Annotated in this window: 25 protein-coding genes; 14 read left to right on the top strand and 11 right to left on the bottom strand. The window is 51.5% G+C overall.

Going from position 1 to position 24,369, the window contains the following annotated elements:
- Positions 1-45: 45 nt before the first annotated feature.
- Positions 46-1,317, top strand: coding sequence for a lipid IV(A) 3-deoxy-D-manno-octulosonic acid transferase (gene waaA / locus MD588_RS12315; protein ID WP_265697587.1), 1,272 nt, complete (start codon positions 46-48; stop codon positions 1,315-1,317).
- Positions 1,318-1,363: 46 nt separating this feature from the next.
- Here the strand turns inward: waaA and MD588_RS12310 are convergent, their stop codons facing one another.
- The gene (locus MD588_RS12310; protein ID WP_265697585.1) at positions 1,364-2,068 is read right to left on the bottom strand and encodes a 3-deoxy-D-manno-octulosonic acid kinase; all 705 of its coding nucleotides are present in this window, start codon (positions 2,066-2,068) and stop codon (positions 1,364-1,366) included.
- Between the two features lie 93 nt (positions 2,069-2,161).
- On the opposite strand from MD588_RS12310, the gene MD588_RS12305 reads away from it, so the two are divergent.
- Together MD588_RS12305 and MD588_RS12300 are read left to right on the top strand one after the other, a co-directional pair.
- Positions 2,162-3,217 carry a glycosyltransferase family 9 protein gene (locus tag MD588_RS12305; protein WP_265697583.1) on the top strand — a complete coding sequence of 352 codons (1,056 nt, stop codon included), beginning with the start codon at positions 2,162-2,164 and terminating at the stop codon, positions 3,215-3,217.
- A 70-nt stretch (positions 3,218-3,287) separates the two neighbouring features.
- On the top strand, positions 3,288-4,070 hold the full coding sequence (locus MD588_RS12300) for a glycosyltransferase family 2 protein (RefSeq protein ID WP_265697582.1): 783 nt from the start codon (positions 3,288-3,290) through the stop codon (positions 4,068-4,070).
- A gap of 59 nt (positions 4,071-4,129) precedes the next feature.
- On the opposite strand, the gene MD588_RS12295 is transcribed toward MD588_RS12300, so the two are convergent.
- Complete coding sequence (locus tag MD588_RS12295; RefSeq protein WP_265697580.1) at positions 4,130-5,140, bottom strand: glycosyltransferase family 4 protein; 1,011 nt, start codon at positions 5,138-5,140, stop codon at positions 4,130-4,132.
- Between the two features lie 220 nt (positions 5,141-5,360).
- On the opposite strand from MD588_RS12295, the gene MD588_RS12290 reads away from it, so the two are divergent.
- Together MD588_RS12290 and coaD are read left to right on the top strand one after the other, a co-directional pair.
- Positions 5,361-5,909, top strand: a complete 549-nt coding sequence (locus MD588_RS12290) for a YrbL family protein (protein ID WP_265697579.1) — start codon at positions 5,361-5,363, stop codon at positions 5,907-5,909.
- 47 nt (positions 5,910-5,956) lie between these two features.
- Positions 5,957-6,442 carry a pantetheine-phosphate adenylyltransferase gene (gene coaD, locus MD588_RS12285; RefSeq protein WP_265697578.1) on the top strand — a complete coding sequence of 162 codons (486 nt, stop codon included), beginning with the start codon at positions 5,957-5,959 and terminating at the stop codon, positions 6,440-6,442.
- Between the two features lie 59 nt (positions 6,443-6,501).
- Here coaD and MD588_RS12280 read toward each other — a convergent pair whose 3' ends face one another.
- From MD588_RS12280 to radC, 6 genes are all read right to left on the bottom strand, one after another.
- The gene (locus tag MD588_RS12280; RefSeq protein ID WP_265697577.1) at positions 6,502-7,506 is read right to left on the bottom strand and encodes an NAD-dependent epimerase; all 1,005 of its coding nucleotides are present in this window, start codon (positions 7,504-7,506) and stop codon (positions 6,502-6,504) included.
- A 159-nt stretch (positions 7,507-7,665) separates the two neighbouring features.
- Positions 7,666-8,475 (bottom strand): bifunctional DNA-formamidopyrimidine glycosylase/DNA-(apurinic or apyrimidinic site) lyase, encoded by an 810-nt coding sequence (gene mutM, locus MD588_RS12275; RefSeq protein WP_265697576.1) that lies wholly within the window; start codon positions 8,473-8,475, stop codon positions 7,666-7,668.
- A gap of 23 nt (positions 8,476-8,498) precedes the next feature.
- A complete protein-coding gene (locus tag MD588_RS12270; protein WP_265697575.1) occupies positions 8,499-8,981 on the bottom strand; it encodes a hypothetical protein in 483 nt (160 codons plus the stop codon).
- A 152-nt stretch (positions 8,982-9,133) separates the two neighbouring features.
- Positions 9,134-9,301: a 50S ribosomal protein L33 gene (gene rpmG / locus MD588_RS12265; RefSeq protein WP_004405486.1), complete on the bottom strand. Its 168-nt coding sequence runs from the start codon at positions 9,299-9,301 to the stop codon at positions 9,134-9,136.
- A 13-nt stretch (positions 9,302-9,314) separates the two neighbouring features.
- Positions 9,315-9,551, bottom strand: coding sequence for a 50S ribosomal protein L28 (gene rpmB / locus MD588_RS12260; protein WP_075763017.1), 237 nt, complete (start codon positions 9,549-9,551; stop codon positions 9,315-9,317).
- A gap of 172 nt (positions 9,552-9,723) precedes the next feature.
- Positions 9,724-10,398: a RadC family protein gene (radC, locus tag MD588_RS12255; RefSeq protein WP_265697570.1), complete on the bottom strand. Its 675-nt coding sequence runs from the start codon at positions 10,396-10,398 to the stop codon at positions 9,724-9,726.
- Between the two features lie 256 nt (positions 10,399-10,654).
- Here radC and coaBC point away from each other — a divergent pair, with 256 nt between their 5' ends.
- From coaBC to slmA, 3 genes are all read left to right on the top strand, one after another.
- A complete protein-coding gene (gene coaBC, locus MD588_RS12250) occupies positions 10,655-11,884 on the top strand; it encodes a bifunctional phosphopantothenoylcysteine decarboxylase/phosphopantothenate--cysteine ligase CoaBC (protein ID WP_265697569.1) in 1,230 nt (409 codons plus the stop codon).
- Positions 11,881-12,336, top strand: coding sequence for a dUTP diphosphatase (gene dut, locus MD588_RS12245; RefSeq protein WP_265697568.1), 456 nt, complete (start codon positions 11,881-11,883; stop codon positions 12,334-12,336). The genes coaBC and dut overlap by 4 nt, the downstream gene beginning before the upstream one ends.
- A 228-nt stretch (positions 12,337-12,564) precedes the next feature.
- Entirely contained in the window at positions 12,565-13,155 is a 591-nt protein-coding gene (slmA, locus tag MD588_RS12240) for a nucleoid occlusion factor SlmA (RefSeq protein WP_265697567.1), read from the top strand.
- 136 nt (positions 13,156-13,291) lie between these two features.
- Here the strand turns inward: slmA and pyrE are convergent, their stop codons facing one another.
- Together pyrE and rph are read right to left on the bottom strand one after the other, a co-directional pair.
- A complete protein-coding gene (gene pyrE, locus MD588_RS12235) occupies positions 13,292-13,933 on the bottom strand; it encodes an orotate phosphoribosyltransferase (RefSeq protein WP_265697566.1) in 642 nt (213 codons plus the stop codon).
- Between the two features lie 115 nt (positions 13,934-14,048).
- Positions 14,049-14,765, bottom strand: a complete 717-nt coding sequence (gene rph, locus MD588_RS12230) for a ribonuclease PH (protein WP_265697565.1) — start codon at positions 14,763-14,765, stop codon at positions 14,049-14,051.
- Positions 14,766-15,022: 257 nt separating this feature from the next.
- Here rph and MD588_RS12225 point away from each other — a divergent pair, with 257 nt between their 5' ends.
- Positions 15,023-15,886: a YicC/YloC family endoribonuclease gene (locus MD588_RS12225; protein WP_265697564.1), complete on the top strand. Its 864-nt coding sequence runs from the start codon at positions 15,023-15,025 to the stop codon at positions 15,884-15,886.
- 71 nt (positions 15,887-15,957) lie between these two features.
- On the opposite strand, the gene MD588_RS12220 is transcribed toward MD588_RS12225, so the two are convergent.
- A complete protein-coding gene (locus MD588_RS12220) occupies positions 15,958-17,928 on the bottom strand; it encodes a methyl-accepting chemotaxis protein (protein ID WP_265697562.1) in 1,971 nt (656 codons plus the stop codon).
- Between the two features lie 282 nt (positions 17,929-18,210).
- On the opposite strand from MD588_RS12220, the gene gmk reads away from it, so the two are divergent.
- The 5 genes from gmk (at position 18,211) to recG (ending at position 24,193) form a co-directional block, all read left to right on the top strand.
- Entirely contained in the window at positions 18,211-18,837 is a 627-nt protein-coding gene (gmk, locus tag MD588_RS12215) for a guanylate kinase (protein WP_265697561.1), read from the top strand.
- A 50-nt stretch (positions 18,838-18,887) separates the two neighbouring features.
- Positions 18,888-19,163 (top strand): DNA-directed RNA polymerase subunit omega, encoded by a 276-nt coding sequence (rpoZ, locus tag MD588_RS12210; RefSeq protein WP_036821454.1) that lies wholly within the window; start codon positions 18,888-18,890, stop codon positions 19,161-19,163.
- 18 nt (positions 19,164-19,181) lie between these two features.
- Positions 19,182-21,284: a bifunctional GTP diphosphokinase/guanosine-3',5'-bis pyrophosphate 3'-pyrophosphohydrolase gene (gene spoT, locus MD588_RS12205; protein ID WP_265697559.1), complete on the top strand. Its 2,103-nt coding sequence runs from the start codon at positions 19,182-19,184 to the stop codon at positions 21,282-21,284.
- A 99-nt stretch (positions 21,285-21,383) separates the two neighbouring features.
- Positions 21,384-22,094: a tRNA (guanosine(18)-2'-O)-methyltransferase TrmH gene (gene trmH, locus MD588_RS12200; protein WP_265697557.1), complete on the top strand. Its 711-nt coding sequence runs from the start codon at positions 21,384-21,386 to the stop codon at positions 22,092-22,094.
- A gap of 17 nt (positions 22,095-22,111) precedes the next feature.
- The gene (recG, locus tag MD588_RS12195; protein WP_265697556.1) at positions 22,112-24,193 is read left to right on the top strand and encodes an ATP-dependent DNA helicase RecG; all 2,082 of its coding nucleotides are present in this window, start codon (positions 22,112-22,114) and stop codon (positions 24,191-24,193) included.
- Positions 24,194-24,369 lie beyond the last annotated feature (176 nt).

Raw genomic sequence — 24,369 nt, 5'->3', positions numbered from 1 at the left:
TGCGGTAGGGGTTTTACCGCTCCTGCCAACTGATCACAGAGCCTTATGATTTATCGTATTGTCTATAGCCTGTTGCTTTACCTTCTTGCCCCACTGCTTCTTGTTCGGTTGTATAAACCTCAACCGGGAAAGCCCTCAGTGGGAAAACGCTGGCCAGAGCACTTTGGTTTCACTCCGCCATTATCAGTGAAGCACCCAATCTGGGTTCATGCCGTTTCTGTAGGTGAAACCATTGCTGTCACGCCGTTGCTCAAGCAACTAAAAGCAGCTCACCCTAATACCCCGATTCTCGTTACGACAACAACACCAACAGGGGCCGAGCAAGCCGCCAAGCTGGGAGATCTCGTTGAGCATCGCTATATGCCACTAGATTTTTCCTGGGCCGTACGCCGATTTATCAAGGTTATTCGTCCCCGAGCCCTGTATATCATGGAAACAGAGCTTTGGCCGAACACCCTTGCCATCGCCAAACAGTCAGGTGTATCGACTACGGTTATCAATGCCCGGTTATCTGAACGCTCTTGTCAGCGATACGCCAAGTTCCAGCCTATTTTTGATCTCTTGGCCAAGAACATTGACTCAATCTTATGCCAGCACCAAGACGACGCTACTCGCTTCGAGCGCTTGGGCATTGCAGAAGACAAAATTCAGGTGACCGGCTCGATCAAGTTCGATATTACCCCTGCAACCGGACTCTCTGCCGCCGCTTCGGCATTACGCCAGCAGCTGGGCAATAGCCGACCAGTCTGGATTGCTGCCAGCACACATAGTGGTGAAGACGAGCAAGTATTACAGGCACACTCGGCATTGCTGGCAAGCCATCCGACAGCCTTGCTCATCCTTGTGCCAAGGCACCCAGAACGGTTTAATAGCGTTTTTAGCCTCTGCCAACAACAGGGACTCAACGTAATCCGGCGGACCAGCAACGACACAGTGCAAAATAACACCCAAGTCTATCTTGCCGACACAATGGGAGAGATGATGTTGCTGCTCGGCTGCAGCGATATTGCCTTTGTCGGTGGAAGCCTGATTGGCGATAAGGTTGGCGGACATAACCTACTCGAGCCAGCATCATTAAGTTTGCCGACGCTTACCGGACCAAGCTTTTTCAACTTTATGGATATCACCCGTCAGCTACTCGAGGCAAATGGAGCTGCCGTTGTTGATGATAGCCAACAGCTTACCCAGCAACTCTGTTCGCTCTTTAACGATCCCGAGCAACGCAAATCAATGGGCCTGGCCGCATTTTCTGTCGTGAAATGCAACCAGGGTGCAATTCGGCGGACAATTACCGCACTGAATAGCCAGCAGACTTGATTAAAACCTCGCTAGGTCAGGCCTGTTAGGCCGGCCTAGTTGCCATCTACCCCTGCTGATAGCCCTGCAATAAATCCTGCCAGGCTTGTTCATTCCAGTGAATCCCAGCCTTCTCCACCTCTTTGACAAACGAACGGTGCAAACGATCCAGGTTATTTTGCTGCCATCCATCCCCAGAATCAAAATGACACTTGTCAAAGTCAATCAGCCACACCTGGTTTTTATCATCCAGCAAAATATTATGTGCATTCAAGTCGGTATGACAAACACCACTGCGGTGCATCAACTGGATCATCTGGCCCACCTGATGCCAGACATCCTTGCTCAGACTCGTCTTTTGCAAAATCGCCACCAAATCTGTTGCACCCGGTACTTTCTCGGTTAGCAGATCTGCCTGGTATACACATTGTTTTCGCACGACCCTAGCCGCAACCGGGCGAGGTACCCTGACTCCCGCCTCAGACAAGTGCTGCAACAAACGAAACTCCGCAATACTCCTGGTCTTCTCCCAGCCCAAAAACCAGTAATGATCGCGAACCAGCTTGCCGAATAACCCGCCGCGGTAGTAATGCCGCAATGCCAGCTCAAGCTGTTTGCCCCGCAAGAACCAAGTCGTCCCACGCCCTCTGGCACTACCGATTACGGCACCCTGCTGATGCCAGTAGTCTGGGTCAAAACACAGCTGCGGTTGCTCAGCCAATAACACCGGGTCATAGATGATTCGACACCCGTTTTGTTCCAGTTCTTTCATCGCCAGTTTTCCAACATCAAGTTAAGAAGAGATATTTTACAATCCTCTCGGCCATATGCATAATTCAGTCTGGTCCGCTCATAATTTGGAATCATGGTTTTATTCTCATCTGCCCCACAATCAATCTGCGTATTACGCCTCTCGGCTATTGGTGATGTCAGCAATACCGTTGCCATGGTTCAAGCCATTCAGCGCCAGTGGCCTTCTACCCACATTACCTGGATCACAGGTAAAATAGAGGCACAACTCATTGAAGGTCTGCCCGGCGTAAGATTTATTGTTTTTGACAAGAAGCAAGGCCTGAAAGGCTATACCTGCCTATGGCGCCAACTTCAGGGGGAAACCTTCGATGCGTTATTGCACCTGCAAACAGCACTTCGGGCCAGCGTTGCGACTTTAGGGATCAAAGCCAAGTACAAGCTGGGGTTTGATGCGCAAAGGGCCAGTGACTTACAGCCCCTTTTCACCAATACCAAAGTTCCCTCCCCCGAGCGGCCTCATGTCCTCGACGGCTTTATGCAATTTGCCGCATTGCTAGGTGTTCAAGACATCCAACCCAAATGGGATATTCCATTTAGTGAAAATGATAGCCAGTGGGCGCAACAGCATATTTCATCCGATCGAGTCTTGGTAATTACGCCCGCAGCCAGTAAAGCCTATAAAAACTGGACCGCCGAGGGCTATGCGGCACTAGCAACACATGCTGTTAACCAGGGGTTCCAGGTGATTCTTGCCGGTAGTCCCGCTCCGATAGAAATTGAACTCGGGAGCGCCATTGAGCAAAAACTTTCGGTCCCGGTTACCAACCTGATCGGTAAAAGCAGCCTAAAGCAGATGCTGGCCTTGCTACAGCAGGCTAGTCTTGTCTGTGCACCCGATACTGGCCCAGCGCATATGGCGATAGCCGTCGGGACACCCGTGCTTGGTCTGTATGCCCACCATAATCCACAACGTACCGGCCCTTACTTATGCCTGCCTTATGTTGTTAGTGTCTATGAACAGTGTATTAAGGAAGAAACCGGCAAGCCGGTTGAACAACTGCCATGGCGTAGTCGGGTCAAAGATGAAGCGGCAATGACCAAGATCCTTCCTGATAGGGTGATTGGGATGTTTGATAAGATCGTCGAAGATTATTCCCTAGCGAAATAATGACTGCTAAGATTCTGTTACTTTGAGTGTATACACTCATCTCACCCATTGATTAAACCAGGCTAACCATATGATAACAGGCAATATTATCACCTTAAACGAGTCGAAAAATATCGTCGACTGCATCAAGTCCTTGCAACAGGTTTGTGATGAAATATTCGTTATCGACTCCCTCAGCAGCGATAATACCGTCGAACTGGCGAAAGAGATGGGTGCAATTGTTATTGAGCAAGCTTATCTCGGCGACGGTATTCAAAAGAATGTCGTGTTGAAGCATGCTAAAAATGACTGGGTATTGACCATTGATGCAGATGAACGCCTGACCCCGGAAGTAATTCAGGAAATAAAAAGCCTGGACTTAACCAATACACCACATGATGCATTTGCCATGAAGCGCCGCAACTATATCGGCGAGCGATGGATCAAACACTGCGGCTGGTATCCGGACTACTGTACCCGCTTATATAACACCAAGAAAACCCGCTTTGCCGATGTGAAGCAACATGCCTCGGTCAGTGCAAGCAACCTCCACAAGCTCAAGCATGATTTCATTCACTATTCTTTTGAGAATATCGGACAGTTGTTTGCCAAGCCAGACAGGGACTTCACGGGGCGTGCCGCCAAGATTTTATATAAAAAAGGCCGTAAGGCTCACGCCTACTCGCCGGTAGTGCACGGCTTAAGTGCGTTTATCAAGAAGTACCTGCTACAGAAAGGCTTTCTCGGTGGTGTCGATGGGTTAACGGTTTCCTTGAGCGCTGGTGTCTATGCCTACCTCAAATACGCCAAGTTACTGGAGTTTCAACGCGATCCAAGCGTGGTCGAAAAAGAAGACTTCAATAAAGTCTGGTAACCACTTTGATTCCATCAAAGCAAGGGAGGCAAATGCCTCCCTTTCTTTTTCACTCACAGCTATAAACAATACAATTCTTGATACTGCCGGACCATTGCTAACGGCGAGTAGTCAGCTTTTCGCTGTTCTATATGCTGCACTTGCTGCTGGTAAAAGTTGTGATCGGAATACATTTTAATAACGGCATCAGAATATTGCTCAACGCTCTCGGGGTCGATCAGAATACCGGTTTTCAGTTCATCAACAACCTCAGGAATTCCTCCAACCCGGGCAGCCACCACAGGAACAGAATGTTGATAGCCTTCTAGGATCACCGAGCCTAGCCCCTCGTTGAACGACGGTAGCACCAGCAGATCGGTATGCTTGAGAATACTGCCAACATAAGGTGTAAATCCCCAGAATGTCAGATTATCCAAACCTTTTGCCTGCGCCTTTAACCGTTCTTCCTCCGGCCCCTGGCCGACAATCAAGAAATGAATATCAGGATACTCATCCTGTATACGCCGCGCGGCCTCTATCGTCAAAGCCACATTTTTTCCGGGCAATAAGCTGCAAATATGGGAAACAGTGAATGCCTGTGGTAACGCTTCAAGCTGCTTATCTACCTTAGCATTGGCCGGTAAGTTCGAATAACTGTCATTAATCACCCTGATATTACTTCCCAGCGGCGCCATATTATCGGCTATCTTTTGACTGACCCCCACTAGCGCATCAGCCCGACGATAAGATAGCTGTGATAGCACGCCGCGCTTCAAAGGCTTATCGACTCTGCGGGTAATAACAAACTTGGCACCAGTAAGCTTTGCCAACAAAGCTCCAATATGTACCCCTCGACCATCATGGGCATGAACGACCAGCTTTTTAGCTTGCCGCCCCAAACGCAATGCCTGCATAAAGCCAACTACCGTAATACCGGACAAGTCCTTGATCCGTAGCGCCATAGGCTTATCCGGCTTGGCTATCAAAAATTGCTGGTATCCAGCCAGCCCTTTGATCAGATTCAAAGTCTGGACTTCTCCCCCGCCAAACCCCGAGGCCATATTGATGTGAATAACAATACCTTCGCTCACCATGTATCTCCGTCTTACCGAGCCACCAATGAGCCGACAACCCATAGTGGATGCTATTACAATAACAGCCTTCTAATTATTAGCCTTGTACTGACAGTCTTTACCTATCGAGCTAACACCCAAGCACTCCAGCAGTAAACCAATCAGTAACAATCAATGACAAATTTCAGTATCATAGTGTGATTCAATGATAATGCTATCGAAACATGCGGAAATATACATGCTGGCACTCACCGACGATTTACTGATTGGCAAAGGCACCGAGCGAGAGTGCTACCGTCACCCGACAGCAACAAACCAATGCATCAAAATACGTTGGAACAAACAGCGCAAAGCGAATGAAAGTGTCAGGGAATATCTTTATTTCAAGTATTTCTGCAAAAGCCGCCTGTTGGATATTCCTATCGCCAAACCCCTCAACTGGGTAGAAACCAACCGGGGCAAAGGGCTGATCTATGAGCTAATCACCGACTATGATCAGCAGATTTCCCGCAGTTTAAAGTACATGCTAGAAAACGATCTCATTACCCGCGATTTAGCCGCTGAAAAGCTCGTCCAATTAAGAGAGCAGCTCATACATCATAATATCGCGGTCACCGACGTTACCAAGCAAAATGTTGCCTGTCAGTTTATCACCCCGACAGAATTTAGACTGGTACTGATTGATGGTTATGGTTTTTCTAATTTTCTGCCCGTCGCCTTGTTTTCCCAAAGATTGTCACGAAAACAAATTGAGCGACGCGTTAACCGTTGCTTTAAATACCTATAGCCCTAATATTAAGCTGCTAAACTTTAACGATAACCAATAGGCTCCAAATGACAACACGCGTAATCTATCCAGGAACGTTTGATCCAATCACCAATGGCCACCTTGATTTGATTGAGCGTGCTGCAGCCATGTTCGACCATGTTATCGTGGGTATTGCATTCAGCCCGAGCAAGAAACCGCTGTTTGACCTTCAGGAGCGCGTCGAGCTAGCCAAGACCATTACCCAGCATCTCGATAATGTGGAAATTGTGGGCTTCTCCGGGTTGCTGGTCGATTTCGCCAAAGAGTATCAGGCTAATATTCTAGTACGTGGATTACGCGCTGTTTCTGACTTTGAATATGAATTTCAGCTCGCCAATATGAACCGCCGTCTGATGCCAGAGCTAGAAACCGTCTTTCTGACCCCGGCGGAGGAGAACTCATTTATCTCGTCCACGATTGTCAAAGAGGTCGCCCTGCATCATGGTGACGTTAGTCAGTTTGTCAACCCTTATGTCACCAGCGCCTTGCTCAAAAAACTCCACGGCGAATAAATCTACCCAATATAAAAAAGGAGGCTTTTGCCTCCTTTTTTATTCACTGTAATCAAGAATCAACGCTGATAGAACTCACGATACCAGTCAACAAAGGCTTGTACACCTTGCTTGACCTTAACTTCCGGCTTGTATCCTGTTGCAGCAAACAGGTCTGCTGTATCCGCATAGGTCGCATAGACATCGCCCGGCTGCATCGGCATAAAGTTCTTCTTGGCCTCAATATCCAGCGCCTCTTCCAATGCCTCAATGTAGTCCATCAGCTTTACCGGGCTACCGTGGCCGATGTTATAAACCCGGTAAGGAGCCGAGCTGGTTGCAGGCGTGCCCGCCTCAACCGTCCAGTCAGGGGTCTTCTCCGGGATCACATCCTGAATGCGGATAATACCTTCAACGATATCATCTATATAAGTAAAGTCACGGCGCATATCACCATTGTTGTAAACATCGATTTGTTCACCATCAACAATTTTTTTGGTGAACTTGAACAGCGCCATATCCGGTCGTCCCCATGGTCCGTACACGGTAAAGAATCGCAAGCCGGTTGTCGGCACGCCATATAGGTGAGAATAGGTATGAGCCATCAATTCATTGGACTTTTTCGTGGCAGCATACAACGAAACAGGATGATCGACACTGTCTGCGGTATCGAACGGCATTTTTTGGTTCAAGCCATACACCGAGCTTGATGAGGCATAGACAAGGTGCTGGATATTATGATGGCGGCAGCCTTCAAGAATGGTCAGATGCCCGACCAAGTTACTATCGGCATATGCCAGCGGGTTATCAATAGAATAACGCACTCCGGCCTGGGCCGCGAGGTGGATGACCCGGTCAAACTGCTGCTCGGCAAATAAAGCCGCAATCTCCTCGCGATCAGCTAAATCTAGCTTAATAAAAGTAAAGGCCGGGTGTGCAATCCGCTCTAAACGCGCTTGCTTCAAGGCAACATCGTAATAGTCATTAAGATTATCAATACCGACTACATCATGGCCTTGGGCACATAGGCGCTCTGTTACAGCACTGCCAATAAAACCGGCTGCACCGGTGACAAGATATTTCATATAGCTTTTATTACCCCAGCCAACATACTTTCTCGCATATGGAAAATTAGTCAATCACAACAAGATCATAACAAACAACAGACTATGATAATATATGGTAACTGTATGAATACTGTCAGGACGGATAAATCTTGTCTGAAAGGAAGAGTTCCCTAAATGTTATTTCTGACACTCACTACAATAGACCGTCGCCCGCTGGCCAATCTTCATTTCGCTGAGTGCCTTATCACAGCGCGGGCACGGCTCTCCCCCCTTGCCATAGACCTGTAGTTCCTGAGCAAAATAGCCGGGCTTTCCGTCAGCATTTTTGAAATCTTTGAGGGTTGTCCCCCCCTGCTCGATGGCAAAGGCCAAGACCGCCTTAATCTCCGAAACCAGCTCCTTCATTCGCTGCGAAGAGATTTTTCCCGCAGCCCTTTTGGGGTGAATACCGGCACTGAACAGGGACTCGTTGGCATAGATATTCCCGACTCCCACGACGACGTGATTATCCATAATAAACTGCTTAATCGCCGTCCGCTTTCCTTTTGCCTTGTCTAACAGGTACGCGGCATTGAAATCCTCACTCAACGGCTCGGGGCCCAACTTACTCAGTACCGCATGCAAACCGTCCAATGGCTGCCACAACCAAGCACCAAAGCGCCTTGGGTCGTTATAGCGCAGCATCTCGCCACTCGAGAGAACCAAGTCAACATGGTCATGCTTTTCCGGCGGGGCCGAGGCCGGCAATACGCGCAGGCTTCCCGACATGCCCAGATGAACAATGGCATAACCAATATCGGTTTCCAGCAACAGATATTTGGCTCGCCGTCTGATCCTACGGATCATCTGCCCCTCAATGTGCCGAATTTCTTCCGGCACCGGCCAGCGCAATTTAGGGTTGCGGACAATAATTTTTTCCACGCGATGGCCAACAACATGGGGGGAGATCCCCAATCTGCTGACTTCAACTTCTGGTAATTCAGGCATATGGATAGATAGTATTAATCAAATCAGTTAGGAAACAGGTAAGACTCTTCGACGGTAATCGCCAACCAAGCCCCCTGCCAACTACTCAGCAGCCAAAACTGCGGCAGTTGATACACTGTTACCCGTACCGGCTCTTCAGCTGCCTGCAACCAGACTTCAACAGTTACCGGCGTACTCAGCTGCGGCTTTAATTGGGCCATCATGTCTTCATCGACAGTCGTACCGCTAATCGATTGCCAGTGCTCGACAATTGTCTGGGGAGCCTCTTCCATACGAGGCTCAGCAACCCATTGGCCATCCAGAGAAGTAATCACATGCTGCGGTAGTACTAGCCGTGAAACGATAGCCTGCTCAGGCAGCAATGATTGTAGTACCGGTGACGAGGATCTGTCATCCGTTCCAAATCGCTCTCTGATCAGGTCTGGAAACTGAATCATGGCAATAAAAAGAACGACAGCAATAATAATGACGTTGTTCCAACCACGCCGTGACAACTTGATTCCCATGATACTCCCTTGATTCCCAATATCCGCTTCTCTACGAATAATAACATCAAAGCGTAAACTTCATGGTATAGGGAGAAGTAGAAGCTGGTAAACGACAGGCATAAAAAAACCCAGCAGATGCCGGGTTTTTATCAAAGAATAGAAAAAATCAATTACTTGATTTTAGCTTCTTTGTACATAACGTGCTTGCGAACTACAGGATCAAATTTTTTGATCTCGAATTTGCCTGGCATGTTACGCTTGTTTTTGTCGGTAGTGTAGAAGTGGCCTGTACCAGCAGATGATACTAGACGGATCTTCTCACGAATGCCTTTTGCCATTGTTCAAATCCTCTTAAACGTTCTCGCCGCGAGTACGCATATCTGCAAGAACGGCATCGATGCCTTTCTTATCAATGATACGCATACCTTTCGCAGAAAGGCGTAGTTTAACGAAGCGTTTTTCGCTTTCTACCCAGAAACGATGAGTTTGCAGGTTCGGCAGAAAACGACGCTTGGTGGCATTACGTGCGTGTGAACGGTTGTTACCCGTTACAGGACGCTTACCAGTTACTTGGCATACTCGGGACATTACTGTCTTCTCCAAATCGTTTCAGCTCGATATCTACCATGGTTTATCCAATGCGAAAAAACTTTTCACATCTAACCACAGCTATCAAAGGTCGCGCATTATACTAAGTCAAAACCAGTTGCTCAAGTCCCGAGCAGTCCTTTCTCAACTTTTTGATCGAATTTTGGCTGTTTTATAGCCAATTCCGCTCAGCGAAAGAAACAATCTCCCCATCGCCAACAACAAAATGATCTAGGATACGAATATCGACCAAGGCCAGCGCATCGCTGATCCTTCGTGTAATTCGACGGTCTGCCTGACTCGGCTCTGCTACGCCTGACGGGTGATTATGCGCTAAAATGAGCGCGGCTGCATTAAGTTCCAGTGATCTTTTTACAACTTCTCGTGGATACACGCTCGCGGAATCGATTGTTCCCTCGAAAAGTACCTCGCCAGTCAGCACCCGGTGCTGATTATCGAGAAACAGAATAAAGAACGCCTCCCGCTGCCTGTCTCGCAGCAATTGACTGAGGTAACGCCGGGTATGTTGCGGACTCGTCAGGGCATCGCCCTTTTTCAAGGTTTCCTCCATATGGCGGAGGCTCATCTCCAATACCGCCTGCAATAACGCAAACTTCGCCGGCCCCAGCCCCTTATGCAGACAGAAAGCCGCTTGATCGGCTGCCAGTAGCGCCCGCAACGAACCAAACTCCTCTAGTAAGTAGGTCGCCAGCTCGATAGCATTCATTCCCGATATGCCGGTTCTTAAGAAAATAGCCAACAGCTCGGCATCCGACAGGGCCTTTGCCCCACGGGACAGTAACTTTTCACGCGGCCTCGATTCTTCCGGTAATAATTTTAATGACATAGTGCATTAATCCTCCCTCTCCGATAGCAAACGGATAATCCGCTCAAAATTCAAATCGATGGTCGGAATATTGGAGATGAACTCAGCCCCGGGCACCTTACACGACAGAACCAGACGCGGCACAAGCGAGCGAGCGCACAAATAAAGAGCGAGTAGTCGCAAGCAGCCACTTTGATCCCAGGCGATGAATCAGGCCAAATTTGATGCTATCTTGTCACCCAGTTAACTAACTGGACATTGATGAGCAGGCTATAGAATGCAAACACTGGCAGGAAAAAAAATACTTCTGGGTATCAGCGGCGGAATTGCAGCTTATAAGTGCGCGGAGCTCACCCGACGCCTGATTGAGCGTGGTGCCGAAGTTCGCGTGGTAATGACCAAAGCCGCCCAGGAATTTATTACTCCGCTGACCATGCAGGCGGTCTCGGGTTACCCGGTCTCAGACAGTCTTTTCGATCCCGCCGCCGAGGCCTCCATGGGCCATATCGAGTTGGCCAAATGGGCCGATCTGGTATTGCTTGCACCAGCCACCGCCGATCTGATCGCTCGCATCAGTGCCGGAATGGGCAATGATTTGCTATCGACCCTTTGCCTTGCTACCGATGCACCTGTCGTTGTCGCCCCAGCAATGAATCAGCAGATGTACAGCAACGTCGCAACTCAAGAAAACCTTGCGACCCTGAAGCGCCGAGGTTTCCCTATCTGGGGGCCGGGCAGCGGCGAGCAGGCCTGTGGCGATGTTGGCCCGGGGCGTATGCTCGAACCAATGCAACTGGTTCACCTTGCCGAAGCGTTCTTTCAGCCTGCGGATCTGGCCGACGTCAAGATTGCCATTACCGCAGGACCGACCCGGGAAGCGATTGATCCGGTTCGCTACCTCACCAACCACAGCTCCGGTAAGATGGGCTATGCCATCGCCGAGGCGGCTGCCAAGCGTGGTGCCCAGGTTACCCTGATCAGCGGGCCGGTCAATCTGGCAACCCCAGACGGAGTCCAACGCATTGACGTCAGCAGCGCTGAGCAGATGCACCGTGCTGCAATGGACAATGCCATCAGCCACAATATCTTTATCTCCTGTGCTGCAGTCGCCGACTTCCGCCCGACAGAGATTGCCGAGCAGAAAATGAAGAAACAGTCCGGCGAAGAGGAAATGACACTTCGTCTGGTCAAAAACCCGGATATCGTTGCCAGCGTCGCCGGCATGACCGAACAGCGTCCGTTCACTGTCGGGTTTGCCGCCGAGACCCAAGATGTCGAACAGTACGCCCGCAGTAAGCTCAGCCGTAAGAACCTGGATTTAATCTGCGCTAATGATGTATCACAACAAAATCATGGTTTTAACAGTGACAGCAATGCCCTACACCTGTACTGGCCTAACGGTGACAAGGCCCTGCCCCTGACCTCAAAACATGAGCTTGGGCAGCAGCTGATCGGTGAAATCATTACGCTGTATAAAGAGAAACTAGATAAAGAGAAGCAGGCATGAAAAAAATAGACCTGAAAATTCTCGACCCGCGCATCGGGAACGAGTTTCCGCTTCCGGCCTATGCAACGGAAGGTTCCGCGGGGCTGGATCTGCGGGCTTGCCTGGATAACGCGCTACTTGTTGAGCCGGGACAAACCCACCTGGTGCCGACCGGCCTTGCCATCCACATTGCCGATCCCTGCCTGGCAGCAACCATTCTGCCACGCTCTGGCCTCGGCCATAAACACGGTATCGTACTGGGTAACCTGGTCGGCCTTATCGACTCAGACTATCAGGGTCAGCTAATGGTTTCGGTCTGGAACCGTGGCCACAGCACCTTTACCATCGAGCCGGGCGACCGCATTGCCCAGCTGGTGTTTGTTCCTGTGGTCCAGGCCGATTTCAATATCGTGTCGGACTTCGCTAGCAGCGATCGCGGCGAAGGCGGCTTCGGTCACTCAGGCCGAAACTAGGCGCTGGCACTAGGGTTCGACTATTTCGTCATTTTCTGCTGACGAAATAGTCGAACAAGATCAAATATAAAGCTCAGCTCTTCAGGTTGAGCTTTTTTTGTCGATAAAGAGATCAGTATCTGCTGCCAGTGCTTTTCACAACGCGTCGGCATCGCTAAGATATGCGGGTTTGATGGCAGATTGCGATCTGTCTGATAACAGACTCATTTCGAAAAGGAACGGTTATTCATGGCTGGCAACAAAAAAAACAATCGCCGCGAAGAGATTTTGCAAGCGTTGGCTCAAATGCTGGAATCTGCCCAGGGCAGCCAACGTATCACTACCGCCAAGCTGGCAGCACAGGTTGGCGTTTCTGAAGCCGCCTTGTACCGCCATTTTCCAAGCAAGGCGCGGATGTTTGAAGGCTTGATTGAGTTCATAGAAGACTCAATCACGACTCGCATCAACCGTATCCTTGATGACGAGAAAGATACCCTTAACCGCCTGCGTATGGTGCTGCAGCTTATCCTAGGCTTTGCCGAGCGCAACCCGGGGCTAACGCGCATCATGACCGGCCATGCCCTGATGTTTGAGCAAGACCGCCTGCAGGCGCGTATCAACCAGCTGTTTGAACGTATCGAGACTCAGCTGCGTCAAATCCTGCGCGAGCGCAAACTGCGTGAAGGCAAAGGCTTCCCGGTCGATGAAACTATCCTCGCCGCACAATTGCTAGGTCAGGTGGAAGGCAGCCTCAACCGTTTCGTGCGCTCAAATTTCAAATACAAGCCGACCGAGAGCTTCGATGAGTACTGGCGCCTGCTGAGTGCGGAGTTAGGTTAAGAGCTGGGCGAGATTTGAAATAAAAAAGCGAGAGGTACAAACCTCTCGCTTTTTTGTATAGAACCAGCAAGGTTCAATGTCCTACCGCGCTTGCTCTTTCCAGGAGCTAGGATCCAGGTTCTCGTACCTTATATTCCTAGACCCCATACTCCGCGCGGTAGGCTTTAACGGCTTCAAGGTGTGTGTCCATGCCTTCTTGTTCAGAGAGATAAGTCACCACATCTCCCAGCGACACAATAGAAATGACCGCACAACCGAAGTCACGTTCTACTTCCTGGATCGCCGACAGCTCGCCCTTGCCTTTTTCCTGGCGGTCAATCGCAACCAGTACCCCGGCCAGATCGGCACCGTTGGCCTTGATGATTTCCATTGACTCACGAATAGCTGTGCCCGCAGTGATCACATCGTCCACCAGCATGATACGCCCTTCCAGTGCACTACCAACCAGGTTGCCGCCTTCACCGTGAGCTTTGGCTTCTTTGCGGTTAAAACAGTAAGGAGTATCAACATCATGATGATCAGCCAATGCCACTGCGGTCGTAGTGGCAATCGGGATCCCCTTGTAAGCCGGACCAAACAGCACATCATACTCGATGCCTGCATCCACCAAAGCTTCAGCGTAAAAACGGCCAAGGCGTGCTAAATCACGACCTGTATTAAACAAACCCGCATTGAAAAAGTACGGGCTCTTACGGCCAGATTTCAGAGTAAACTCACCAAACTTTAGAACACCTTTTTCCAGGGCGAATTCGATGAACTGACGCTGATATGCTTTCATGGTTTCTCCTTTATTTATCGATATTAGTGCTGTTACACATGTCCTAAATTATGCTGATTCACTGCCTCACCAAAATTTAGACAAAAAAAAGCGACTCAATAGAGTCGCTCAATAATTAACTTTCCAACGCTCGCTTCTGAACGCCGATAATGTCATCAATGCCGCCCTTGGCCAGAGCCAGCATTGCCAGTAATTCTTCGTGGCTAAAGGCCTCGCCCTCGGCGGTGCCCTGGATTTCGATCATCTTGCCTTCTTCGGTCATCACCACGTTCATATCGGTTTCGGCAGCCGCATCTTCCAGATACTCAAGATCGCAGATAGCTTCACCTTTATAGATCCCCACCGAGACAGCAGCAACCATCCCCTTCAGCGGGCTCTTCTTCAGCAGGCCTTTTTCAATCATATAATTGATGGCATCAACCAAAGCGACCATCGCACCGGTAATAGAAGCGGTACGAGTACCGCCATCAGCCTGGATAACATCACAGTCAACAGTGATCATCTGCTCGCCCAACGCTTCCAAGTCAACCGCAGCGCGAAGACTACGTGCGATCAGGCGCTGGATTTCCATCGTACGGCCACCTTGCTTACCACTCGCCGCTTCACGACGGTTACGTGAATGCGTTGCACGCGGCAACATCCCGTATTCCGCTGTTACCCAACCCTGCCCTTTGCCTTTTAGCCAGCGAGGTACATTCTCTTCCACACTTGCTGTACAAATGACTTTGGTATCGCCGAACTCGACTAATACTGAACCTTCAGCATGTGCTGTGAAATTACGAGTGATCGTAATTGGACGTACTTGACTGGTGCTTCTTCCGCTTGGGCGCATCGGGACTTTACCTTTGGCTGGGCTATATTAACCGGCGATTATAGCCAGTTATCTGACACAGTGCACGTTAATCCCATTCCCCCCCGACGCGATAACGAAAAAGGCGCCGTGCTGCCGTTCGTTTCTTTTGTCATTAATGGTGAGTATAATCAGCACTCTCTGGTAACTACGCACCTATTCTTTCTATTACGCTTCCGGTAATACCCGTAAGCCTAATAAGTAGTTACATTCCATCATATAAAAAGGGCCATCAGCCAATGATCCATAGCATGACCGCCTATGCCCGTCGTGAAGTAAAAGGCGACTGGGGCACTGCCGTTTGGGAAATCCGTTCAGTCAATCAGCGTTATCTGGAAACGTACCTGCGTATGCCAGAACAATTCCGCGGCCTGGAGCCGGTACTGCGCGAGCGTTTCCGCAAACGTCTGGCACGCGGCAAAGTGGAATGTAACCTGCGCTTTGAGGCCAGCACAGCCACAAGCAATGAGCTGACCATCAATGAAGAGTTGGCCAAGCAAGTTATCAAAGCAGCCAAGTGGGTAAAAGAGACCTCTGGCGAAGGCAGCATCGGTCCGTTTCAGGTACTAAACTGGCCTGGCGTAATGGAAGCACCCGAGCAAGACCTGGATGCCATCAACAAAGATCTGCTGGACGGTTTTGACGAGGCGATCAACGACTTCATCGCTGCGCGTGCAAGCGAAGGCGAGAACATGAAGGCCCTGATTGACCAGCGCCTGGAAGCCATTGCGGTTGAAGCTGCCAAGGTGCGCCAGCAAATGCCGGAAATCATCAACTGGCAGCGCGAACGCCTGACAACCCGCTTTGAAGAAGCAAAAGTGGAGCTGGATGCCAACCGTATCGAGCAGGAATTGATCCTGATGGCACAGAAGAGCGATGTGGCAGAAGAGCTGGACCGCCTAGACTCCCACGTCAAGGAAACCCAGAAAATTATGAAGAAGGGGGGCGCCTGCGGCCGTCGCCTTGATTTCATGATGCAGGAGTTCAACCGCGAATCGAACACCCTGGCCTCAAAATCTATCAGTACCGATATCACGGCCTCGGCGGTAGAACTGAAGGTATTGATTGAGCAGATGCGCGAGCAGATCCAGAATATCGAATAAACCGCATTGAATCCGAAAAATGAAGCCTCTTACGAGGCTTCATTTTTTTTTAAGCCTACCGACTCATTTCCTTATCCCTGCTGGCTAATCGCATACAACCGCTGTGCCTGAGCCGTTGATTCCTCACTTACTGTATTAAATGCCTCTGCATCCTCGGCATTTTGGTCTGAAATATGTCGGATCCGCTCCGCCAACTCATCGATATTGTCGGTGACCTTGGCCTGCTCTTCCGCCGCAGCCGCAATACTTGTCGCCCGATCGCGAATATCATTAAAGGCCGTGACAATATCGCCAAACCGTGTCCGGGTCACTTCCGAGCGCTCGGTCACCTGCTCTGAGAGCTGACGACAACCGTCAATAACATTCACGCCCTGGCCAGCCGCGGCCTGTAGCTGGCTGATCATCGCCTCGATCTCCGTCGCTGACTGCTGGGTCCGGCTAGCCAGGGTGCGCACTTCATCTGCAACCACCGCAAATCCCCGCCCCGACTCGCCGGCACGAGCCGCCTCAATGGCTGCATTCAGCGCCAGCAAATTGGTTTGCTCCGAGATATTCATTATCACATCCAGCACCGAACCGACCTGCTGCGAGTCTTGCGACAGCCGTTCAATCACACCCGAGGCATTATTCAAAGCTTCCGCCAATTGGCTGATCGCGTCGGCATTGCTGGCTATCAACTGGAAGCCGTCGTCAACCAACTCGGCAGACTGCTCGGTCGTGTGCGCCACCGAAGTAACATTCTGCGATACATCGGTAGCCGTCGCCGCCATTTCGTTGATCGCCGTCGCCAGAGTATGGTTTTCGTCCATCAGCAATCCCGCCCGCTCGGTGGCTGCGTGGCTGAGCTTATGGATAGACTCAGCATTGTTCTTCACTTTCTCGGCTTCGTTTTGGATCCGGAGCAAGATATCGACCAGGTGATCACCATAGTCATTGACGGCCACGCAAAGCTGCGCCATTTCGTCATCTCCGGTCACGGCCAGCTTGGTCGCAATATCACCCTGACTTAAATTACGGACCTGTCGGGTTGTCGACTGAATTTGATGCAACAAACGGTGACCAGAAAACAGCAGCACCCCGACAAACAAAACAATCAGAGAGATAAGTGAAAAATACAACGCCGAGGTCAGCGTCGACACCGCCTTGAGCGCTACTGAAGAAGGCAACAAGATCCCGGTACGCCACCCCTGTTCAGGCAGGGTATAGGTGATCAAAATCGCTTCGTCATCAGTCAATACCCCCTGCTCCAATTCGACCGGCACGCTGGACTGCCCCAGCAACGCATCAGTCAGCGGCTTTAGGGTACGGTCCTGCCTGCCGATCACTTGCAGTGTCTGCATGGATAAATTCTGCTGACGAAGGGCAGGCAGCGAAACCATTTGCTGGGTCTGATCAACGATAAAGTTAAATGCCTGGCTGGCGCGGTTTTCCTGCAGCAACAAATCATCAAGGCCGGACAGTTCGAGATCGATAGTCGCCACCCCCCAGAACTGTCCCTGGCGCTGAATCGGCACCGAACAGGTTACCATTGGAATATTCGACACCGGATCGGCATAAACCGCCGACCAAGCGCACTGGTTTAGCGGTGTTGTCTTAGCTGCCCGATACCAGCTCTCCTGGTGGTAACCACTGCCAGTTGGCTGATTGTAATCATCAAGCTGCGAGAATTGGCCCTGGGTGTTTTTGGCCCAAAATAGAGACGCCCGCTGCTGACCGGGGATCAGTTGGTGAGGTTCAGGCCAAATACCGCCGCCGGCAATACCATCGGCATTACGGATTAACTGCCCGATCTGGGAGCTAAAATCTGCAGGTTCAAGCGGCAGTATCTCGGCCAGTGCCGCAAGGTTTTTGGTCAGGGTTTCGGTTTTAGCCAGCTCCCGGGCGATTGTTTCGCCCGTGATCTGGGCTTGATGCTCAGCGTTTGCAATGGACTGCTGGCGAATAATCGGTGTCGCAAAATACTGGATCACCACAAACAAAACCAACAAGGCGGCCGCCAGCAAGGAGGCCCCTCCTGCCAGTAACTTATGACGTATTAACATGGTTCTATTACTCTATGATTGGGAATTATTGTTATTACCTTTTGCGCAACCAGTATAATACTCAACCAGATTGATATGACATGAGGTATATCAATAACAGCGATTAGCACCGACAAATCATAAGATTACAGAATGATAGCCTGAAGTCCCCTCCCTTGTTTTTTGTGCCATGCTTATGGCTGGCTCATAAAAAAAGCCAAGGCCCAACCTTGACTTTCTGATTTCAATTGGGCGCAGATCATGATAATCTGCGCGCCCTTCTATCACTGAGTGAAATAGGCAATGAGCAAAGGTACTCTATACATCGTGTCGGCACCAAGTGGCGCTGGTAAATCAAGCTTGATTAACGCCCTTCTTGAAACCAATCCGACCTATGACATGAAAGTATCCGTATCCCACACCACACGCGGCATGCGTCCGGGTGAGGAGCACGGTGTTCATTACAACTTCATTAGTGTCGAAGAGTTTACTGATCTGGTTGAGCAAGGTGCATTCCTTGAACATGCCGAAGTATTTGGTAACTACTACGGTACGTCTCGTCCTTGGATTGAAGAACAGCTAAACAAAGGCATCGATGTCTTCCTGGATATCGACTGGCAGGGTGCGCGCCAAATCCGCAAGCAAATGCCACAAGCCAAAAGCCTGTTCATTCTGCCTCCGTCAAAAGAGGAACTGGAGCGTCGTCTGAACGCCCGAGGCCAGGACAGCGAAACCGTGATTGCCCGTCGTATGCAAGAAGCACGCTCGGAAATTTCCCATTATGACGAGTACGATTACGTGATCGTCAATGATGATTTCGACGTTGCGCTAATGGACTTTAAGGCCATTATCCGTGCAGAACGATTGAAGCAAGACAAACAAGCTGCTAAATATAACAGCATGCTCAATGCCCTACTGGCAGAACAGTAAGTATTTTTGTACAATTTTCCTTCTTTTATATATAACCACTGGAGTCCTCCATGGCACGCGTAACCGTTCAAGACGCTGTTGATAAAATTGGCAACCGTTTCGATCTGATCCAAATTGCTTCACGCCGCGCTCGTCAGATGCAAACTGGCGGTAAGGATCCACTGGTTCCGGAAGAAAACGATAAGTATACAGTGATCGCGCTTCGTGAAATCGAAGAAGGCCTAATCACTAAAGATATCCTGGATGCTCGCGAGCGTCAGGAACTTCAAGAGCAAGAAGCAGCAGAGCTAGCAGCTGTTAGCGCTATTGCAGGCGACCACCGTTAATTCAGGGAACCGGGCGAATTGTATCTTTTTGATAGCCTGAAAGAAGTCGCAATCGAATACCTGCCTGAGTCTCAAATTGAGGCACTCAGGCAGGCTTATCTCGTTGCGCGAGATGCCCACGAAGGGCAGACCCGCTCTAGCGGCGAACCATATATTATCCATCCGATTGCCGTAGCCCGCATCCTTGCGGAAATGCGCCTCGACTACGAGACGCTGATGGCAGCCCTCCTCCACGACGTAATCGAAGATACCGAGGTCACCAAAGAAGATCTCGCCAGCCGCTTTGGCTCGACGGTTGCCGAACTGGTCGACGGGGTATCGAAGCTGGATAAGCTGAAGTTCCGCGACCGCAAAGAAGCGCAAGCCGAGAACTTCCGCAAAATGATCATGGCAATGGCCCATGACATTCGTGTCATTCTGATCAAGCTGGCTGACCGCACGCACAATATGCGCACCTTAGGTGCCCTGCGTCCGGACAAACGCCGCCGCATTGCCCGCGAGACACTGGAGATTTTCTCTCCGCTAGCCCACCGTCTAGGTATCCACAACATCAAAACCGAGCTTGAAGAGCTGGGCTTTGAAGCGCTTTATCCAAACCGCTACCGGGTACTGAAGGAAGTGGTGGCCTCTGCCCGCGGCAACCGCAAAGAAATGATTAACAAGATCCACGCCGAAATCGAGGGACGTCTCGACGATGCGGGGATCGAAGGCAAGGTACTGGGCCGCGAAAAAAACCTGTACTCCATCTATAACAAGATGAAGAACAAAGAGCAGCGTTTCCATTCGATCATGGACATCTACGCCTTCCGCGTACTGGTCAAGGATCTGGATACCTGTTACCGCGTGCTGGGACAGGTACACAACCTGTACAAGCCCCGTCCGAGCCGGATGAAAGACTATATCGCGATCCCGAAAGCCAACGGCTATCAGTCCCTGCACACCTCGCTGGTTGGCCCGCACGGCGTGCCAGTCGAAGTGCAGATCCGTACCGAAGATATGGATCAAATGGCGGACAAAGGGGTTGCGGCTCACTGGACCTACAAAGACGGCGAAAGCAGCGGTACCACCGCCCAGGTCAAAGCCCAGCGCTGGATGCAAAGCCTGCTGGAACTACAGCAAAGTGCGGGGAGCTCGTTCGAGTTCATCGAAAATGTGAAATCGGATCTGTTCCCGGATGAGATCTATGTCTTCACCCCGAAAGGGCGGATTGTCGAGCTGCCGGTCGGCGCGACAGCAGTCGATTTTGCCTATGCCGTCCATACCGATGTCGGTAATGCCTGTGTCGGCGCACGCGTTGAGCGCCAGCCTTATCCGCTGAGCAAACCGCTGAAAAACGGCCAGACCATTGATATCATCAGCGCACCGGGTGCACGCCCAAATGCCGCCTGGCTCAACTATGTGGTGACCTCACGCGCACGGACCAAAATCCGTCAGGTACTGAAGACCATGCGCCGGGAAGAGTCGATCACCCTTGGCCGCCGCCTGCTCAACCATGCACTGGGTGAGCTCAGCATCGACCAGATCGATCCGGATAACCTGCAGCAGGTGCTGACCGATTTACGTCTGGAAACCATTGATGATCTGCTGACCGCGATTGGCCTCGGTGAACTGATGAGCGTGGTAATGGCTCGCCGCCTATTGGGCAATGTGGATGAGTTAACAGTAAAAGAAACCACCCATCGCCTGCCTATTCAGGGCGCGGACGGTATCTTGCTGACCTTTGCCAACTGCTGCCACCCAATCCATGGCGATCCGATCATGGCTCATGTCAGCCCGGGCAAAGGCCTGGTGATCCACCGTGAGGAATGTGCCAATATTCGTGGCTATCAGAAGGAGCCGGACAAATACATGCCGGTCGAGTGGAGCGAGGACTTCGAGCAAGAATTCGTGACCAACCTGAAAGTCGATATGCAGAACCACCAGGGTGCACTGGCCGATCTGACCAATACTATCGCCGCAACCGGATCGAATATCCAGGGGCTGGCGACCGAAGAGAAGGACGGACGCCTGTACACCATCACGGTACGCCTGACAACCAAGGGACGTATCCATCTGGCCAATATCATGCGCCGTATCCGGGTAATGCCGAATGTCGTGCGCGTCTCGCGCCAGAAGAACTAATGGCTAGACCCAGAGCCGGTGATACAAACCGCTCTGACTCAGCAATGAACCTAAACGCCCGTCTTCGGGCGTTTTCTTTATGATAGAACGACAACAATTATGACTCCCGATCGCTTTCAACGAATTCAGTCTGTACTGGCAACCCGACAGCCAGATTTGACGGTATGCATGGAAGAAGTGCATAAGCCAAACAACGTCTCCGCCATTATCCGTACCGCAGATGCCGTCGGCGTCCATAAGGTTCATGCCGTCTGGCCAAAAGACGGCATGCGGGTCCTCAGCCATACCTCGGCAGGGGCGCGCAACTGGGTCGAGCTGGAAACCCATGACTCAATGGTCAATGCCGTCGGCGCCCTCAAAGCCCAAGGCATGCAGGTACTTGCCACCAACCTGTCGGACACCGCCATTGATTTTCGTGAAGTGGATTACACCAAACCGACAGCGATCATTCTCGGCGGCGAAAAAAATGGGATCACCCCTGAAGCGCTGGCTCTGGCCGATCAGGACATCATCATTCCGATGGTAGGTATGGTACAGTCTCTGAATGTCTCGGTCGCCAGTGCCCTGATCCTGTATGAAGCCCAGCGTCAGCGCCAGCTAGCCGGTATGTACGAGCTGGAGAAAACCCAGCTACCAGATGACGTGGTTCACCGTATCCTGTTTGAACGCGGCCACCCGGTACTGGCGAAAGTAGCCCGTCGCAAAGGGCTGCCTTACCCGCCATTGGACGAACAGGGGCAAATTGCCGCCGACGACCAGTGGTGGAGTACCATGCAGGCAACCGAACCCAAGAAAAAGCCAAATAAATAGCGGAACCAGGAAGAGCGATGAGCGGACAACTACTTGATACCATAGCCCTTACCGAGCTGTCCGGTGTGGGGGCAAAAATGGCTGAAAAGCTGGAAAAAATTGGCCTGCATACGGTTCAGGACCTGCTCTTTCACCTTCCTCTCCGCTATGAAGACCGTACCCGGATCTGGCCCATCGCCAATGTGATGCCCGGCCAGCACCTGACCATCCAGGGGGAAGTGCTGAGCAGCAACATCAGCTTTGGCAAGCGCCGGATGCTGACGGTCAAAATCAGTGATAACAGCGGCTCGGCCACCCTGCGTTTTTTCAACTTCAATGCCGCGATGAAAAACAGCTTCGCTGAAGGCAAACAGATCAAGGCCTACGGCGAGCTCAAGCGCGGCAAGTTCGGACTGGAAATCATCCACCCGGATTACAAGGTGTTTTCCGAGCCTACCGAACTCAGCGTCGAGGAAACCCTGACCCCGGTCTATCCGACCACTGACGGCCTGCGCCAACTGACGCTGCGCAACCTGACAGACCAGGCCCTGCGTCTGCTTGATAAAGCCGCGGTCCGCGAGCTGCTACCGGATGGCCTGTACGATCGGCAGATGACCCTGTCCGAGGCGCTGCACCTGATGCACCGTCCGACGCCCGACGTCTCGCTCGACCAGCTGGAAGAAGGCAAACACCCGGCCCAGCACCGGCTGATCCTCGAAGAGTTGCTGGCGCAAAACCTGTCGATGCTGGCAGTCCGCAACAAAAGCCAGCAGCACGATGCCTGGCCGCTAGCGGCTCGCAACACCCTCAAGCAACAGCTACTGGCCAGCCTGCCGTTCAGCCCGACAGGCGCCCAGCAACGGGTGGTGGCCGACATCGAAACCGATCTGGCCCAGCCCCACCCGATGATGCGACTGGTACAGGGCGATGTCGGCTCGGGCAAAACCCTGGTGGCGGCATTGGCTGCATTGCGGGCAATCGAGCATGGCTATCAGGTTGCGCTGATGGCCCCGACCGAACTGCTCGCCGAGCAACACGCAATCAACTTTGCCAGCTGGCTCAACCCGATGGATATTCAGGTCGGCTGGCTGGCCGGCAAGCTTAAGGGCAAAGCACGGGATACCGAACTGGCACGCATCGAAAGTGGCGAGGCCAAAATGGTAGTCGGCACCCATGCCCTGTTCCAGGAACAGGTCGTATTCAATAACCTGGCGCTGGTTATCATTGACGAACAACACCGGTTTGGTGTCCACCAGCGTCTGGAACTGCGCGAGAAAGGGGCCAATGACGGGCGCTATCCGCACCAGCTGATCATGACTGCCACCCCTATCCCTCGTACCCTGGCAATGACAGCGTATGCCGATCTCGAAACCTCGGTGATTGATGAATTGCCGCCGGGCCGCACGCCGATCCAGACCGTGGCACTGCCCGATTCCCGCCGCGCTGAAATTATCGAACGGATCCGCAGTGCCTGCCTCAACGAGGGGCGGCAGGCCTACTGGGTCTGCACCCTGATCGATGAGTCCGAGATACTGGAGGCACAGGCCGCTTCGGATACCGCCGATGAACTGACGGCCCAGCTACCTGAGCTCAATATCGGTCTGGTGCATGGCCGGATGAAACCAGCTGAAAAGCAAGAAGTAATGAAACGTTTCAAGGACGGCGAACTGCACCTGCTTGTGGCCACCACCGTGATCGAGGTCGGAGTAGATGTTCCCAATGCCAGCCTGATGATCATTGAAAACCCCGAGCGTCTCGGCCTGGCGCAGCTGCACCAGTTGCGCGGACGGGTTGGCCGAGGCAGTGTCGCCAGCCACTGTGTCCTGCTCTACCATGCCCCGCTGTCGAAAACGGCCCAGAAACGTCTGGGGGTATTGCGCGAAAGCAGCGATGGCTTTGTCATTGCCCAGCGTGACTTGGAAATCCGTGGGCCGGGCGAGCTGCTAGGTACCAAACAGACAGGTATTGCCGAGTTTAAAATCGCCGACCTGGTTCGCGACCAGCACCTGATCCCTCAGGTACAGAAGCTGGCTCGCTACATTCAAGACCGCTATCCGGACAATGCCAAGGCCATCATCGACCGCTGGCTGGGACAGCGGGAAAACTATTCCAACGCCTGATCACCACCAACTATTGTCTCGATAAAACACTCTTGACGACAATTAGAGCCAGACAGAACAAAACTCTCAGTTTCTGTCTGGCAGCGAGCACGTCACTCCCCAGATAATTTCCTACTGTGATCTAGGCAGCCAAGGGGAAATATGGCTTCTGGCACATTTCTTTCTTTTTTGCTCTC

It is taken from the genome of Photobacterium obscurum, from assembly GCF_026191635.1.
Taxonomy (GTDB): domain Bacteria; phylum Pseudomonadota; class Gammaproteobacteria; order Enterobacterales; family Vibrionaceae; genus Photobacterium; species Photobacterium obscurum.
The sequence above is the reverse complement of the archived record's forward strand: the minus strand, read 5'-3'. Positions and strand labels throughout refer to the sequence as shown.